Source organism: Streptomyces sp. NPDC050422 (assembly GCF_044458665.1).
Taxonomy (GTDB): domain Bacteria; phylum Actinomycetota; class Actinomycetes; order Streptomycetales; family Streptomycetaceae; genus Streptomyces.
Genome location: NZ_JBITIE010000041.1, coordinates 1 through 14,824, shown reverse-complemented (window position 1 = coordinate 14,824; position 14,824 = coordinate 1). Strand labels below are relative to the sequence as shown.

The window sequence follows — 14,824 nt, the reverse complement described above, 5'->3', positions numbered from 1 at the left end:
GGGGTTCGGACGTTTCAGTCCCGGTACGCGTCCACGAGGGCGGTGGCCTCTTCCAGACCGAGGCCGCCGCCCTCGGCGTACGCCGCCTCGTAGGCGGCGTCCCCGAGCGCGGCACGGACCAGCTCCTCGGCCCGGTCGAAGTTGTCCCGCTCCATCGACGTCAGGAAGTGCCCCTGCGGAAGGAGCTCCCGGCCGGCGGCCAGCAGCCGCGCACCGAGCTCCGCCCCGCGCTCCTCGCCCAGCCCGCCCAGCGCCCACGCCGCGGTGACCATGTGGATCACCGCCATCTGGGGTGCCACCATCTGCGTCAGCGGGTCGCCCAGGTGCGACAGTGCCTGCCGGCCATGGTCCAGGGCGCCGGCATGGTCCCCCTCCAGGTTGTCCAGCCAGGCCAGGCCGCCCAGCACGAACCCTTCGAAGATCGCCATGGTCTGGGACCTGAACTCTTCGAGCAGGATGGCGAACTGCTCACGGGCCTCGGCCGTACGACCGTTTCGGCCCAGCCACAGGGCCAGGAAGAGCCGGGCCGCCGGTCTCGCCTCGTGCCCCGTGTGCCGTCCGTCGGCGAGTACTTCTCGCAGGATCACCTCGCCCTCCGCACCGCGGTCGAGCTCGGTGAGCGCGGAGGCGTACCGGGTGCGGAGCACCGACACCTGAGCCAGGGCGCCGAGCTTCTCCGCGTAGCCGACCGCGGCCTGGTAGTCCTCGGCCGCCCGGGTGAAGTCGCCGGTCTTCTCGTACGCCTCGCCACGCGAGGAGAGCGCCTCGGCCATGCCCCAGTCGTCGCCGAGACGGCCGAAGATCTCCAGGCTCTCGTCGGCGTCCACATGAGCCTCGCCCGCCCAGTCGGGGCGGTTGGCGAGCACGTTGGCGCGCATCTGAAGCGCCGCGGCGAGCTCCCACTCGAAGGCGAACTCCCGCGCGGCGCGGACCGTTTCGTCCAGCAGGTGCCGCAGGTCCGCAACGCCTCCGGTGAGCATGACGGCGAAGAACCAGAGCGATGCGGGGCTCCGGCAGGTCTGCGGCTGGCCGACCTGATAGGTGGCCGCGATCCCCCGCAGCCGCTCCATGCTGGCCTCGTTCGCCCACTCGTCCATCGCGTGGTCCATGTTGACCAGTTGGACCAGCCCCACCTGGCGACGCGCTTCCTGAAGCAGTTCGGGTCCCATGGGCGGTGGCGCGTCGGTGCAGCGTTCGTGGATCGAGGGCGCGGGCTCCACGGGCGGGGCGAACGGGTCGGGGCCGAGGGCCGCCGCGGCGTCGGCCCAGTGCAGGGCGTCGCTGCGCAGGTTGCGGATGTGCCAGTACCAGGAGAGCGAGATCACCAGGCACAGCGACTCCTGCTCGTCGCGTGCGGCGACGGCGTGCCGCAGCGCGGTGCGCAGGTTCTCGTACTCACGCTGGAAGAGCTCGATGGCGGCGCGCTGTCCGGCGCCGCGGAGCAGGGGGTCGGTGGTACGGGCCAGCTCCCGGAAGTACACGAGGTGCCGGCGCTCGACGCCGTCCCGCTCCCCCGTCGCGTCGAGCCGTTCCGCCGTGTACTCGCCGACGGTCTCCAGGAGGCGGTAGCGCATCCCGCCGTCCGCCGCGGGTGCGGCGACGACCAGGGACTTGTCGACGAGGGAGCCGAGCAGCCCGGCGACCTCACGCGCCTGGCGCGGCCCGTCCGCGCAGACCGCCTCGGCCGCTTCGAGTGTGCAGCCACCGGCGAAGACGGAAAGCCTGCGCAGGGTGGTGCGTTCGTCCTCGGCGAGGAGGTCCCAGGACCAGTCGACGACGGCCCGCAGGGTCTGCTGGCGCGGGAGGACGGTGCGGCTGCCGTTGGTCAGCAGCCGGAAGCGGTCGTCGAGCCGGTCGGCGATCTGCTGCGGGGTGAGCATCCGCAGCCGGGCGGCGGCCAGTTCGATGGCGAGCGGCAGGCCGTCCAGGCGGCGGCAGATCTCGGCGGTGGCGGCCGCCGTCGCCTCGTCGGCGTCGACGCGGAAGCCTGGCAGTGCGGCGGCGCCGCGCTCGGCCAGCAGGCGCAGGGCCGTCGGGTCGGGCAGCGGCTCGACGGGCCGGACGAACTCGCCGGGCACGCCGAGGGGTTCGCGGCTGGTGGCGAGGACAGTGAGCCCCGGGCAGCGGGCCAGCAGGTGGTCGGCGAGGGCCGCGGCGGCCTCGATCACGTGCTCGCAGTTGTCCAGGAGCAGCAGCATCCGGCGCGGGGAGCAGTGTTCGGTGAGCCGGGAGAGCGGCTCGCCCGCTGCCCGTTCGCCCGCCCCCCGTTCGGCGGCCCGCAGCTCCTCGGCGCCGGCGCCGCGCAGCACGGTCTCGCGGGCACCGAGTGCGCCGAGGACGGCCTCCGGCACCGCTTCGGGGTCGTCGACGGGAGCGAGTTCGGCCAGCCAGACGCCGTCCGGCCAGGACGCGGGGTCGAAGGATTCGGCGGTCTCCTGGGAGAGCCGGGTCTTGCCCGCCCCGCCGGGCCCGAGCAGGGTGACCAGCCGGGCCCGCGAGAGGTCGCCGCGCAGGGCGTCGATGTCGCGCTCACGTCCGACGAAGCTGGTGAGCCTGGCCCGGAGGTTGCCCTGGAGGACCGCCGGTGCGGGGGCGCGCGGAGCCGTCCGCGGGGCGGTTTTCGTGGCGGGGCGGGCCGGTTCCTGACGGAGCAGTTCGGCGTGCAGGGCGCTCAGCTCGGGCCCCGGGTCGGTGCCGAGCCGGTCGGCGAGGACGGTGCGCACCTCGTCGTACGCGGCCAGCGCCTGGGCCGTGCGCCCGGCGTCGCGCAGGGCCCGCAGCCGCAGCGCCTGGAGCGGTTCGTCGATGGGGTGTTCGTCGCAGAGTGAGGCCAGCTCCGGCAGTGCCTCGGCGGACCGGCCGAGCGCGAGCGCCGCGGTGAGCCTGGTCCGGCGGGCGTCGAGGCGGCGGGCGGTCCAGCGGGCCGCGACGGCTTGCCGGTCGGGAAGGTCTGCCAGCGCCGGTCCCCGCCAGAGGCCGAGCGCGTCGTCGAGGACGCTCAGGGCCCTCGCCGGATCGCCGGTCTCCAGGGCGCGCACGCCCTCCCCCGCGAGGCGTTCGAAGCGGTACAGGTCGACGCTGTCCGGTTCTGCGGCCAGCCGGTAGCCGCTGTCGGCGGAGGCGATCGCCGTAGGGCCGAGCGCCCTCCGGAGCCGGCCCACGAGTGCCTGCAGGGCGCCGGGCGCGTCGGCGGGCGGGTCGCCGTCCCACACCTCGTCGACGAGGACCGCGACGGACACCGTCCGGCCGGTGCGCAGCGCGAGCACCGCGAGCAGGGCGCGCAGCCGCGCCCCGCCGAGGGCGACGGCCGTGCCGTCGTCGCGGAGTGCCTGGGTGGTACCGAGGATGCCGTAGCGCACGCGCCCATTGTCCGTGACGCGCGCCGGGTCATCCACAGCCGCCCGGCCGCACCCGCTCGCCCCGCCCGTATTCCTGACCGCCATGCCCCCACCCTTCATGGAACCACCGGCCCGATGCCAGACGTTTTCCGCGTGTCGCCTGTACGGTCGGGGCTCGCCGCCCGCCCGCGCCCTCCCTCCCCGCAGCCACCAGGAGCCGCCGATGACCTCCGCACCAGCCCGCAGCGACCGGCGGATCAGCCCGGTCTTCCTCGGCATCGCCGCCGTGACGGCGGTGTCCGGCTGGGCGGTGTGGACGGACTTCGCCGAACAGCCCGGCTTCGCCACCTTCCTGTTCGTCACGGCGGCCTGGGTCGTCTCGCTCTGTCTGCACGAGTACGCGCACGCCAGGACGGCGCTGCACAGCGGCGACATCTCCATCGGCGCGAAGGGGTATTTGACCCTTAACCCTCTGCTTTACACACACGCACTGCTGAGCATCGTGCTGCCCGTGCTGTTCGTGATCATGGGCGGGATCGGGCTGCCCGGTGGTGCGGTCTTCATCGAGCGGGGCCGAATCCGCGGCCGCTGGCGGCACAGCCTGATCTCGGCGGCGGGCCCGCTGACGAACGTCCTGTTCGCGCTGGTGTGCACCGCGCCCTTCTGGCTGGACGCGCTGGACGGCGTACCGGTGCCCTTCCGGTACGCACTGGGCTTCCTGGCGCTGCTCCAGGTGACGGCCGCGATCCTGAACTCCGTACCGGTGCCGGGGCTGGACGGTTACGGGGTGATCGAGCCGTGGCTCTCGCACCGGGTCCGGCGCGCGGTGGAGCCGATCGCCCCGTTCGGGCTGATCGCGGTCTTCGCGCTGCTCTGGATCCCGGAGGTGAACGCGGCGTTCTTCGACGCGATCGATGCGATTCTGCGGTCGCTGGGCGTCAGTGAGTTCGAGACGTACTGCGGTCTCGACGCCTACCGGTTCTGGCAGACGGCGAACCCGGTGTGCGCGATGGCCGGCTAGGGGCTGTCCCGCCCTGATCAGCCGGACACGCCCTAGGCGCCCTGTGCGCTCTGGGCGTTCACGACGCGATGACGGCGTACGTAGTACCAGGCCATGTTGGACGAGAGCCCGACCAGCAGCACCCAGACGACGCCGAGGAGCCAGCTGCCCTGCACGAAGGAGATCACGGCCGCTGCGACGGCGAGGACGCAGACGGCGATGGCGTAGAGAGCGAGGCGGGGCATGAGGGTGGCTCCTGTCGGGGGATGGTGCGCGGTCCCGTCCAGTGTCCCCCATGCCCCCGGCCGTCGGGAGCAGGGTGCGGGGCCGCGGCTCAGACGTCGGTGGTGCGCAGCCCGGCGTGTGCCTTGTAGCGGCGGTTGACCGAGATCAGGTTGGCGACGAGCGACTCGACCTGGTGGGCGTTGCGGAGCCGGCCCGCGAAGATGCCGCGCATCCCCGGGATCCGGCCGGCCAGCGCCTGGACGATGTCGGTGTCGGCACGGGCCTCGCCCAGCACCAGCACGTCGGTGTCGATCTCCTCGATCGCCTCGTCCTGGAGCAGCACCGCCGAGAGGTGGTGGAAGGCCGCCGTGACGCGGGACTCCGGCAGCAGGGCGGCGGCCTGCTCGGCGGCGCTGCCCTCCTCGGGCTTCAGGGCGTAGGCGCCCTTCTTGTCGAAGCCGAGCGGGTTGACGCAGTCGATGACGAGCTTGCCGGTGAGCTCGTCGCGCAGGGACTCCAGGGTCTTGGCGTGCCCGTCCCACGGCACGGCGACGATCACGACGTCGCTGTCCCGCGCGCAGGCGGCGTTGTCCGCACCGCGGACGCCGTGCCCGAGCTCGTCGGCGGCGGTCTGTGCGCGGTCCGCCGCACGGGAGCCGATGATCACGGACTGTCCGGCGCGGGCGAACCGGTAGGCGAGTCCGCGGCCCTGCGGACCGGTGCCGCCGAGGACGCCGATGGTCAGGCCGGACACGTCGGGGAGGTCCCAGGGGTCCTTCGCGGGGGGCTTCGGGGCGCTGCCGCTGTCATTCGTAGTCATGGCCCCGACACTACTGCCAGGTACGAGGGCGGGACGGTGTGTCCTCGGCCAGTGGGATGCCCTTCGTGCGGAGCCCCGTACGGATGGTTCCGCCGCCGTTCGCCGGTGCGGGGGCCCGGGTCTGGTGCATGATGCCGGGCCATGGATGCCGTACGTGTGGCGCTGTTGCGTGAGGTGCTGGCCGGAACCCAGTGGCCGTCGGCCACCCGGCGGTTCGCCGGGACGCTGCGCTCGTCCGTCGTGCCGCACGGCGGCGGACTGCTGCTGGTGGGGACCGAGGTGTACGAGCCATGGCATCTGGCGGCCCATCTGGTCGACGAGTCCACCTGGTCGGGGCTGCCCGAGCTGGTGCCCACGCTGGTGCGCCACCGGGTGGAGCCCGGCGACCCGGCGCACCTGGCGGTGGGGCTGGGCCGGATCGAGGCGGCCGGGCGGGGCGAGACGCTGCTCGTGGTGGTGCCGGAGCGGCCGGGCGAGGGGCTGCTGGAGCGGGTGCACGATGCCCGCCGGGCCGGGGCGACGGTCCTGTCGCTGGACAACGGCGACCCGGAGGTGCGGGGGCTCGCCCACGAGGCGCTTTCCGTGACGGGCGGCGACGACGTGGACCTGGACACGGTCCAGCACCTCGTCAGCGCGGCGGCGGGGGAGAACGGCGCGCCCGTGCCCCGCGGCCGGCGGCGGTTCCGGGACCGGCTGTCCCGGCTCGCCGACCAGCTGACCGCGCCTCCGCCGGCGCGCTGGTGACGCAGAGGACCACCGGCCCCGGCCACGCCACGCTGCCCGAAATCTGTTTGCACAGGACACGCACCGGGACGGACCATGTCTCCTCGTGGCCTCTAGCACCTCCCTCGCCGCCAGGCTGGCCGCACTGCTTCCCGACCTCTCGCCCTGGCGTTCCTCCGCGGACTTCCGGCTGCTGTAGGTGCAGGGGATCGTCACCTACTTCGGCAGCTTCATGGCGCTGATCGCTCTGCCGCTCCAGATCAAGGACCTCACGGGTTCCCCGCTCGCCGGTTCGGTCGGCTCGCTCGTGCTCGGCCTGACCAGCGGCTGGACCTCGCGGGTGCGGCGGCACGGGCTGTTCGTGGTGTTCGGTGCGGCCGTCTGGGGGCTGGCCATCGCGGCGGCCGGCTGGTTCGGCGACGTATGGCTGGTGCTGGCCTGTCTGACGGTCGCCGGTGCGGGCGACATGCTCAGCGGGCTCGGCCGTTCGACGATCTGGAACCAGACGATCCCGGAGGAGCTGCGGGGCCGGCTCGCGGGCATCGAGGTGCTCTCGTACAGCGTCGGCCCGCAGCTGGGCCAGGTCCGGGCCGGCGGCATGGCGGGGTGGACGGGGACCAGGACCGCGGTCTGGTCCGGGGGTGTGGCGTGCGTGGCCTCGGTGGCGCTGCTGGCCGCGGCGCTGCCGAAGCTCCTCACGTACGACTCGGAGACGGACGAGGACGCGCTGCGCAGGCGGGCTCGGAGCGAGGAGGCCCTGCGGGCGGCGGCGCCGGCGGGCCTGAGCCCGGGGCGCGGGGCCCCGGCCCCCTGCCCTCAGCCGTTCGCGTCCTCGTCCGGCTCCCGGCGGTCGTGCCACTTCGGGTCGGTCTCCCACTCCAGGTTCCTGGCCTGTGCCGTCTCCATGGCGTGCTGGGCCTCCTGGCGGGAGGTGTACGGACCGAAGCGGTCCTTGGCCGGGCACTCGGGGCCCTCCTCGACCTTTTTGTGCTCCAGGCAGTAGAACCACTCGCCCGGCTTGCCGACCGTGCGCTTCTTGAACAGGGCCATTGCCCGCTCCTTTCCTCTGTGCCATGGTGCCCCGGACACGCTGGTTAGACTCGCTGACATGTCTGGCCAGTCGCTGCTTGTACCAGGGGAGCTCACTCCCGTCCGTTCCGTGCCCGGAAACATCCGGCGCCCCGAGTATGTGGGCAAGCCGGCCCCGACGCCGTACAGCGGCCCGGAGGTCCAGGACGCCGACACCGTCGAGCGCATGCGCGTCGCGGGACGCATCGCCGCCCAGGCGATGGGTGAGGCCGCGAAGCACATCGCCCCGGGCGTCACGACGGACGAACTCGACCGGGTCGCCCATGAGTTCATGTGCGATCACGGCGCGTACCCGTCGACGCTGGGGTACCGGAGTTTCCCCAAGTCGCTCTGCACCTCGCTCAACGAGGTCATCTGCCACGGCATCCCGGACTCCACGGTGCTGCGCGACGGCGACATCGTGAACCTCGACGTGACCGCGTACATCAACGGGGTACACGGCGACAACAACGCCACTTACCTCTGCGGTGACGTGGACGAGGAGTCGCGGCTGCTCGTGGAGCGCACCGAGGAGTCGCTGAAGCGGGCGATCAAGGCGGTGCGGCCGGGCCGCCAGATCAATGTGATCGGCCGGGTGATCGAGTCGTACGCGAAGCGCTTCGGGTACGGGGTGGTGCGGGACTTCACGGGGCACGGGATCAACTCCTCGTTCCACTCCGGGCTGATCATTCCGCACTACGACAGCCCGCACGCCACCACCGTGATGCAGCCCGGCATGACGTTCACCATCGAGCCGATGCTGACGCTCGGGTCCCACGACTACGACATGTGGGACGACGGCTGGACCGTGGTCACGAAGGACCGCAAGCGCACCGCACAGTTCGAGCACACGCTGGTGGTGACGGAGACGGGCGCGGAGATCCTCACGCTCCCGTAATCCCGCCAATCGCCCACTCCCTTCGACGGCCGCCCCTTCCGGGCGGCCGTTTCCCGTTCCCTCCCGCCGTTTTTACCGACAGAGCGTCGGGAACCAGTTGACTTAGGTAAGCCTAAGCAGGAAGATCGACGCATCGGCAGGCGCCGCGGCGAACAGCCCCGGCGGGCCGATACTTCCGTCTCTTTCTGGACTTCCCGTCCCCCTCGGTCCCCGGAGGCCCGCTTTGGACGCAACCGTCACCGCCACGCCCTTCTCGACGCTGATCCGCACCACGTCGCACGAACAGCACACCGAGGCGGAGACCTCGACCTTCATGAGCGATCTGCTCGGCGGGCGCCTCGGCGTGGACGCGTACACGCGCTACACCGAGCAGCTGTGGTTCGTGTACCGGGCGCTGGAGGACGGGGCCAAGGCGCTGGCCGACGACCCGGTCGCCGGGCCGTTCATCCAGCCCGAGCTGATGCGCACCACCGAGCTGGAGCGGGATCTGGCGCATCTGCGGGGTGCGGACTGGCGCGAGGGCCTGGAGCCGCTCCCGGCCACGGCCGCGTACGCCGCACGGGTCGCCGAGTGCGCCCGCACCTGGCCCGCGGGATATATCGCGCACCACTACACCCGCTACCTGGGTGACCTGTCGGGCGGTCAGATCATCCGCGACAAGGCGGAGAAGACGTGGGGCCTGGCGCACAAGGGTGACGGGGTGCGGTTCTACGTCTTCGAGGAGATATCCAACCCCGCCTCCTTCAAGCGGGGTTACCGCGAGCTGCTGGACGCGGTGAACGCGGACGATCTGGAGAAGCAGCGGATCGTGGACGAGTGCAAGCGCGCGTTCGCGCTGAACACCGCGGTGTTCCGGGAGCTGGGCGAGGTGTTCCCGCTCAGCGCTTAGGACCTTGGCGGGCGGCAGCGGGGTGCCCGGGGTCGGGTGCCCCGCCGCTTTGGTTCGTCCTCAATCGCCGGACGGGCTTGATTTTCAGCCCTGGGCGGCCAGCATGACCCGGCCGCCGATCTCCACCGTGCCGTCCGGGGCCGGGGCCGTGAGGATCTGGGAGCCGCGGCCCTGTCTGATGTTCAGGGCGCGGCCCAGCCGGTCACTGAGCAGCAGCGCCGCAGCCCCCGTCGCCTCGTCCTCCGCGATGCCATCGTCCCTGCGCGGGAAAGCCCGCGCCCTGACCCGGCCCGCGGCCTCGTCCTCCCACGCCCACGCGTAGAGCCAGCCCTCGCCGGGCGGCGGGGCGGGCAGCCCGTCGACTTCGGCGACCGAGGCGTACTGCTGGAGCGTGCGCGGCGGCGCCCACTCCGGGCGGGCGGTGATCCAGCTGAACTCCCCGTCCTGGCGGGCGAAGACCTCACCCACCCCCAGCTCCAGGACCTCCAGGTCGAGCAGCCACGCGGCGCCGACCACGGGATGCCCGGCGAACGGCAGCCGGAGACCCGGGGTGTAGATGTCCAGATGACCGCGCTCGGGGTCGTCCACGAACACGGTCTCGCTGAAGCCGAGCTTCCGAGCCAGGGCCTGCCGGGACGCCTCGTCGGGGTGGTCGCGTCCGTCGCGTACGACTCCGAGCGCGTTGCCGTGCCGGCCGTCGGGGCCGCAGAACACGCGCAGTACGTCGATGCCGGCGGGTACGTCGTAGTCATTCACGTGCGCATTCAAGCACCGCCCGGGCACCCGCCCCGCGAGAGGGCCGGTACCCGGGCGGTGCGGCGGAAATCAGGCGGTACGGCGACGGCGGGCCACCCCGACCACTCCCGCTCCGGCGGCCACGATGACTCCCGACGCGGGCCCGGGTGGCGCTGCCCCGGGTGCCGGCGCAGCGCGCCCCGCTGCTGCTGCTCGACGAGTTGACCGCCGCGCTGGACCTGCGCCACCAGGGACTGGTGCTGCGGATTTGCCGGGAGCGGCCCGCAGCCGCGGACGCGGTCGTCGTCCTGCACGATCTGGGCCTCGCTGCCGCGTACGCGGACCGGGCCGCCGTCCTGCATGACGGGCGGATCACGGTGGCCGGTCCGCCGGGCGGTCGGTCCGAAACTCACTGATGCACACTGGCTAGGAACGGTCTACCGGCAGCCGGTCGAGGTGTTCCCGCATCCGCGGACCGGGGTGCCTCTCGTCGTACCGAAAAGGGCCACTTGACCATCGCTTGACCTGTTGGGGATTCGCTCATGGGTCGACTGTGATCCTTTCGTTCCCGTGAGCCCCCAGTGAGAGCTGAATCACTGCACAGGTGGGTATCGGTCAGGTAAGCCTCGGTTAAGTTAGGTTCGCCTCACCCGCCTTTGTCCGGCCCTTCCCCCTCTTCTCCTTCGTCCTCAAGTGGAGCCCGCATGCGAGCCGTTCGTTTCTCCGTCGTCACCGCTGCCGCCACCGTGGCCGCCCTGACCGCTGTCACGGGCTGCGCCGAGAAGAGCGACGGCAAGGGCGAGGGCGCCGTCCAGGTCGTCGCCAAGGACGACTCCTGCGAGGTCTCGAAGACGAAGCTGCCGGCCGGGCACGTCGAGCTGGCCGTGCAGAACAAGGGCTCCAAGGTCACCGAGGTCTACGTCCTGTTCCCGGACGACCGCATCGTCGCCGAGCGGGAGAACATCGGCCCCGGCACCAAGGCCACCATCACGGCCGAGATCAAGGCCGGTTCGTACGAGATCGCCTGCAAGCCCGGCATGAAGGGCCACGGCATCCGGCAGAAGATCGAGGTCAGCGGTGGCAAGGCGGCCAAGCGCAGCCCGGAGATGGACAAGGCCGTCGCCGCCTACCGCACCTACGTACAGGCGCAGGCCGACGAGACGCTGCCGAAGGTCAAGGTCTTCACGGACGCCGTCGCCGCCGGTGACGTGGAGGCCGCGAAGAAGGCGTACGCCGACTCCCGTATCGGCTGGGAGCGCACCGAGCCGGTCGCCGAGTCCTTCGGCGACATCGACCCGAAGGTCGACGTCCGCGAGGACGGCCTGGAGAACGGTCAGAAGTGGACCGGCTGGCACCGCCTGGAGAAGGCCCTGTGGCAGGACAAGAAGCTGGGCGCCGAGGAGAAGGCCCTCGCGCCGACCCTCTACAAGGACCTGCTCGACTGGCAGAAGCGGGTCGGCACGGCGGAGATCACGCCGACCTCGATGGCCAACGGCGCCAAGGAGCTCCTCGACGAGGTCGCGACCGGCAAGGTCACCGGCGAGGAGGAGCGCTACAGCCACACCGACCTGGTCGACTTCAAGGCCAACGTCGAGGGCGCGGAGAAGTCGTACGAGCTGCTGAAGCCGATCGCCACGAAGAACGACGCGGCGCTGACCTCCACCCTGGACAAGCGGTTCGCGGCGCTGAACACGCTGCTGGACAAGTACCGCACGGACAAGAGTTCATACGTGTTCACCTCGTACGAGAAGGTCGGCAAGGCGGACCGCAAGGAGCTGTCGGACGCGGTCAACGCGCTGGCCGAGCCCCTCTCGCGGCTCGCCGCCGCGGTGACGAAGTAACCGGCCGGAAAGAGGCTCCGGGTATGTCCGAGCAGAATCCGCAGAATCCGCAGACATCCGACGACGACGCCGGGACGCCGGGCAGCGCCCCCTCCCGGCGGGCCCTGCTCGGCTGGGGCGGCGCCGGGCTCGCGCTCGGCGCGGCGGTGGCCGGCGGCGCCGCGGCCGCGGTGCGTTCCGGGGACACCCCCGTGACGGCGGCGGACAGCGGTGCGGCGGTGCCGTTCCACGGTGCGCACCAGGCCGGGATCGCCACGGCCGTCCAGGACCGGCTGCACTTCGCGGCGTTCGACGTGACGACGAAGGACCGGGCGGAACTGGTCGCGCTGCTCAAGGAGTGGACCCGGGCCGCCGAGCGGATGACGGCCGGCCATGCGGTCGGCGACGGCGCCTACGGAGGCCTGCCCGAGGCGCCTCCGGACGACACGGGCGAGGCCCTGGGGCTCAAGCCGTCCCGGCTGACGCTGACGATCGGGTTCGGCCCCTCGCTGTTCGCCAAGGGCCGGTTCGGCCTGGAGGACCGGCGCCCCGACGCGCTCGTCGAGCTGCCGAAGTTCCCGGGCGACAACCTCGACAAGGCCCGCAGCGGCGGCGACCTGTGCGTCCAGGCCTGTGCGGACGACCCGCAGGTGGCGGTGCACGCGATCCGTAACCTCGCCAGGATCGGCATGGGCCGCACCGCGATCCGCTGGTCGCAGCTGGGCTTCGGCAAGACGTCCTCGACGACGCCCGACGCCCAGACCCCGCGCAACATGATGGGTTTCAAGGACGGCACCCGGAACATCGCCGGTACCGACACCGCCGCCCTCGACCAGCACGTGTGGGTCGGCGAGAAGGACAGGGCCGGCTGGATGACCGGCGGTTCCTACCTGGTGGCCCGGCGCATCCGGATGCACATCGAGACCTGGGACCGGGCCGGGCTGCAGGAGCAGGAGGACGTCTTCGGCCGCGACAAGGGCGAGGGCGCCCCGGTCGGCAAGGCGAAGGAGCGCGACGAGCCGTTCCTGAAGGCGATGCTGCCGACCGCGCACGTACGGCTCGCGCACCCCGACACCAATGACGGGGCGACGATCCTGCGGCGCGGCTACTCCTTCACCGACGGGACGGACGGCCTGGGCCGGCTCGACGCCGGGCTGTTCTTCCTCGCGTACCAGCGCGACACGCGCAAGGCGTTCGTGCCGCTGCAGCGGCGCCTGGCGGCACATGACGCACTCAACGAGTACATCCAGCACGTGGGTTCGGCGCACTTCGCCGTCCCGCCGGGCGTCCGCGACAAGGACGACTGGTGGGGCCGGGCGCTGTTCTCGTAACGGGACTCGAAGCGGAAAGGGAACCGAAACGTGTTCAGTAACTTCCTGATCGGCCTGCGCGAGGGCCTTGAGGCCAGCCTGGTCGTCTGCATTCTCATCGCGTACCTGGTGAAGACCGGCAACCGGCACAAGCTGCTGCCGATCTGGACCGGGGTCGGCATCGCGATCGTCGTCAGTCTGGCCTTCGGCGCCGGTCTCGAATTCGGTTCGCAGGAGATGACGTTCAAGGCCCAGGAGGCGCTCGGCGGTTCGCTGTCGATCCTCTCGGTCTGCCTCGTCACCTGGATGGTCTTCTGGATGCGGCGCACCGCGCGGCATCTGAAGACGGAGCTGCACGGAAAGCTCGACGCGGCACTCGCGATGGGCACCGGCGCCCTGGTCGCCACGGCGCTGCTCGCGGTGGGCCGCGAGGGCCTGGAGACCTCGCTGTTCGTGTGGCGTGCGGTGCACGCGGCGGACGACGGCTGGCATCCGATGATCGGTGCGCTGCTCGGGATCCTGACGGCCGTGGTGCTGGGATGGCTTTTCTACCGCGGTGCGTTGAGGATCAACCTGGCGAAGTTCTTCACCTGGACCGGCGGCATGCTGGTGATCGTCGCGGCGGGTGTGCTCGCGTACGGCGTCCATGACCTCCAGGAGGCCGAGTTCCTCGGCGGTCTGCAGAACAGGGCGTTCGACATCAGCGCCACGATTCCGCCCGACAGCTGGTACGGCACGCTGCTGAAGGGGACGTTCAACTTCCAGCCCGACCCGACCGTTCTCCAGATCACGGTGTGGGCGCTGTATCTGATCCCCACGCTCGCGCTGTTCCTCTCCCCGGTAGGGTTCGGACGGTCAGAGGGCCCTGCGGTGGGTGCGACGGATCAGAAGGCGCGGAAAGCAACGGATGAGAAGCCTGAGGCCGGTTCGGCTGGCGACGGGGCTCGCGACAGCGACGGTGCTGAGCATGACGGCGAGCGGGTGCGTGACGGTGCACGGCGAGCTGGAAGTCGTCCGGGCGGCGACGCGGTCTGAGGCCGCGCAGGCTCTGAAGGACTTCACCGCCGCGTACAACGCGGCGGACAAGGCCTACGATCCCGCGCTGGACGCGGACCGGGTCACCGGTGCGCTCGGCGCGATCAACCAGGCAGGTCTGCGGGCCCGGCAGAAGAACAATCCGGACGGCAACGCGAACCACCGGCCGCTGGAACTGACCGATGCGGACTACGTCATCCCGAAGAAGGCCGGCTGGCCGCGGTGGTTCCTCGCGGACACCGACTCCAACCGTGACCAGGACGGTGGGAAGCAGGACACCCGCTGGCTGTTCGTCTTCGTCAGGTCCGGGCCCGACGCGGGGTGGAAGGCCTCCTATCTGTCGGTCGTCACCCCGTCCCAGCTCCCCGACTTCGCGAAGGACGGCGAGGGGCGGGCCACCCCGGTGGCCGCGGACAGCGCCGGCCTGGCGGTGGCCCCGGAGGACTTGGGCGCGCAGTACACGGGATACCTGCAAAAGGGCACGCCGGACGTGTTCGCCCCGGGTACGTCCACCTCGGTCTGGCGCAACGCCCGCGTGAACGCCCGGCGGGCCGGTTTCTCGTACCAGTACATCGACCAGCCGCTGAACAGCGGTGCGTTCGGGCCGCTCGGCCTGGAGACGGCCGACGGCGGCGCGCTGGTCTTCTTCAGCAGCAAGCACTTCGAACGGCAGACCGCCGCGAAGGGGCTGCGTCCGACCGTCTCCGAGGACGTCGCGGCGCTGATGACCGGTGAGGTGCAGAGCACGCTCACGAAGGAGCGGGTCTCCAGCCAGCTGGTGTACGTCCCGAAGAAGGGCGCCGGTACGGGCAAGGTGATCGTGCTGAACCGCGTACCGGGCCTCACGGCGGCAAAGGGGTCCTAGGGCCAATGCCGTTCGGTTAGAGGTTCGATCTGCGGCGCAATGCTCGGCGTTTCGGCTGGTGATACGGGTGCAGCCCTTGTAGGGGTTCTCGGGTCCGC

General features: G+C 71.5%; 13 protein-coding genes and 1 pseudogene. 10 read left to right on the top strand and 4 right to left on the bottom strand.

Annotation, left to right across the window (positions count from 1 at the left end; all coding sequences use genetic code 11):
• Positions 1–14 precede the first annotated feature (14 nt).
• Positions 15–3,359, bottom strand: coding sequence for a BTAD domain-containing putative transcriptional regulator (locus ACIBJG_RS37520; protein ID WP_399314674.1), 3,345 nt, complete (start codon positions 3,357–3,359; stop codon positions 15–17).
• A 202-nt stretch (positions 3,360–3,561) separates the two neighbouring features.
• On the opposite strand from ACIBJG_RS37520, the gene ACIBJG_RS37515 reads away from it, so the two are divergent.
• Positions 3,562–4,359 carry a site-2 protease family protein gene (locus ACIBJG_RS37515; RefSeq protein WP_399314672.1) on the top strand — a complete coding sequence of 266 codons (798 nt, stop codon included), beginning with the start codon at positions 3,562–3,564 and terminating at the stop codon, positions 4,357–4,359.
• Between the two features lie 32 nt (positions 4,360–4,391).
• Here the strand turns inward: ACIBJG_RS37515 and ACIBJG_RS37510 are convergent, their stop codons facing one another.
• Both ACIBJG_RS37510 and npdG read right to left on the bottom strand, forming a co-directional pair.
• Entirely contained in the window at positions 4,392–4,583 is a 192-nt protein-coding gene (locus ACIBJG_RS37510; RefSeq protein ID WP_399314671.1) for a hypothetical protein, read from the bottom strand.
• Positions 4,584–4,672: 89 nt separating this feature from the next.
• Positions 4,673–5,383 (bottom strand): NADPH-dependent F420 reductase, encoded by a 711-nt coding sequence (npdG, locus tag ACIBJG_RS37505; RefSeq protein ID WP_399314669.1) that lies wholly within the window; start codon positions 5,381–5,383, stop codon positions 4,673–4,675.
• A 141-nt stretch (positions 5,384–5,524) separates the two neighbouring features.
• On the opposite strand from npdG, the gene ACIBJG_RS37500 reads away from it, so the two are divergent.
• The 4 genes from ACIBJG_RS37500 (at position 5,525) to ACIBJG_RS37485 (ending at position 8,961) form a co-directional block, all read left to right on the top strand.
• Positions 5,525–6,127 (top strand): hypothetical protein, encoded by a 603-nt coding sequence (locus tag ACIBJG_RS37500; RefSeq protein ID WP_399314667.1) that lies wholly within the window; start codon positions 5,525–5,527, stop codon positions 6,125–6,127.
• Between the two features lie 178 nt (positions 6,128–6,305).
• A complete protein-coding gene (locus ACIBJG_RS37495; RefSeq protein ID WP_399314665.1) occupies positions 6,306–7,109 on the top strand; it encodes an MFS transporter in 804 nt (267 codons plus the stop codon).
• Positions 7,110–7,214: 105 nt separating this feature from the next.
• The gene (gene map / locus ACIBJG_RS37490) at positions 7,215–8,072 is read left to right on the top strand and encodes a type I methionyl aminopeptidase (protein ID WP_399314663.1); all 858 of its coding nucleotides are present in this window, start codon (positions 7,215–7,217) and stop codon (positions 8,070–8,072) included.
• 223 nt (positions 8,073–8,295) lie between these two features.
• Positions 8,296–8,961: a heme oxygenase (biliverdin-producing) gene (locus ACIBJG_RS37485; protein ID WP_399314662.1), complete on the top strand. Its 666-nt coding sequence runs from the start codon at positions 8,296–8,298 to the stop codon at positions 8,959–8,961.
• A gap of 84 nt (positions 8,962–9,045) precedes the next feature.
• Here the strand turns inward: ACIBJG_RS37485 and ACIBJG_RS37480 are convergent, their stop codons facing one another.
• Positions 9,046–9,717 (bottom strand): PhzF family phenazine biosynthesis protein, encoded by a 672-nt coding sequence (locus ACIBJG_RS37480; protein WP_399314660.1) that lies wholly within the window; start codon positions 9,715–9,717, stop codon positions 9,046–9,048.
• Positions 9,718–9,854: 137 nt separating this feature from the next.
• Here ACIBJG_RS37480 and ACIBJG_RS37475 point away from each other — a divergent pair.
• The 5 genes and pseudogenes from ACIBJG_RS37475 to ACIBJG_RS37455 form a co-directional block, all read left to right on the top strand.
• Positions 9,855–10,209, top strand: a pseudogene (locus tag ACIBJG_RS37475) (hemin ABC transporter ATP-binding protein); the annotation flags it as partial.
• A 191-nt stretch (positions 10,210–10,400) separates the two neighbouring features.
• Positions 10,401–11,537 carry an iron uptake system protein EfeO gene (efeO, locus tag ACIBJG_RS37470; protein WP_399314658.1) on the top strand — a complete coding sequence of 379 codons (1,137 nt, stop codon included), beginning with the start codon at positions 10,401–10,403 and terminating at the stop codon, positions 11,535–11,537.
• 23 nt (positions 11,538–11,560) lie between these two features.
• Positions 11,561–12,847 carry an iron uptake transporter deferrochelatase/peroxidase subunit gene (gene efeB / locus ACIBJG_RS37465; RefSeq protein ID WP_399314657.1) on the top strand — a complete coding sequence of 429 codons (1,287 nt, stop codon included), beginning with the start codon at positions 11,561–11,563 and terminating at the stop codon, positions 12,845–12,847.
• Between the two features lie 30 nt (positions 12,848–12,877).
• Positions 12,878–13,861: an iron uptake transporter permease EfeU gene (gene efeU / locus ACIBJG_RS37460; protein ID WP_399314655.1), complete on the top strand. Its 984-nt coding sequence runs from the start codon at positions 12,878–12,880 to the stop codon at positions 13,859–13,861.
• Positions 13,794–14,726, top strand: coding sequence for a hypothetical protein (locus ACIBJG_RS37455; protein ID WP_399314652.1), 933 nt, complete (start codon positions 13,794–13,796; stop codon positions 14,724–14,726). The genes efeU and ACIBJG_RS37455 overlap by 68 nt, the downstream gene beginning before the upstream one ends.
• Positions 14,727–14,824: the final 98 nt, after the last annotated feature.

Bases quoted from the DNA above. Each gene is read 5' to 3' on its own strand.
- map (WP_399314663.1), top strand. From the start codon at position 7,215: ATGTCTGGCCAGTCGCTGCTTGTACCAGGGGAGCTCACTCCCGTCCGT.
- ACIBJG_RS37455 (WP_399314652.1), top strand. From the start codon at position 13,794: ATGACGGCGAGCGGGTGCGTGACGGTGCACGGCGAGCTGGAAGTCGTC.
- ACIBJG_RS37500 (WP_399314667.1), top strand. From the start codon at position 5,525: ATGGATGCCGTACGTGTGGCGCTGTTGCGTGAGGTGCTGGCCGGAACC.
- efeO (WP_399314658.1), top strand. From the start codon at position 10,401: ATGCGAGCCGTTCGTTTCTCCGTCGTCACCGCTGCCGCCACCGTGGCC.
- efeB (WP_399314657.1), top strand. From the start codon at position 11,561: ATGTCCGAGCAGAATCCGCAGAATCCGCAGACATCCGACGACGACGCC.
- npdG (WP_399314669.1), bottom strand. From the start codon at position 5,383: ATGACTACGAATGACAGCGGCAGCGCCCCGAAGCCCCCCGCGAAGGAC.
- ACIBJG_RS37510 (WP_399314671.1), bottom strand. From the start codon at position 4,583: ATGCCCCGCCTCGCTCTCTACGCCATCGCCGTCTGCGTCCTCGCCGTC.
- ACIBJG_RS37515 (WP_399314672.1), top strand. From the start codon at position 3,562: ATGACCTCCGCACCAGCCCGCAGCGACCGGCGGATCAGCCCGGTCTTC.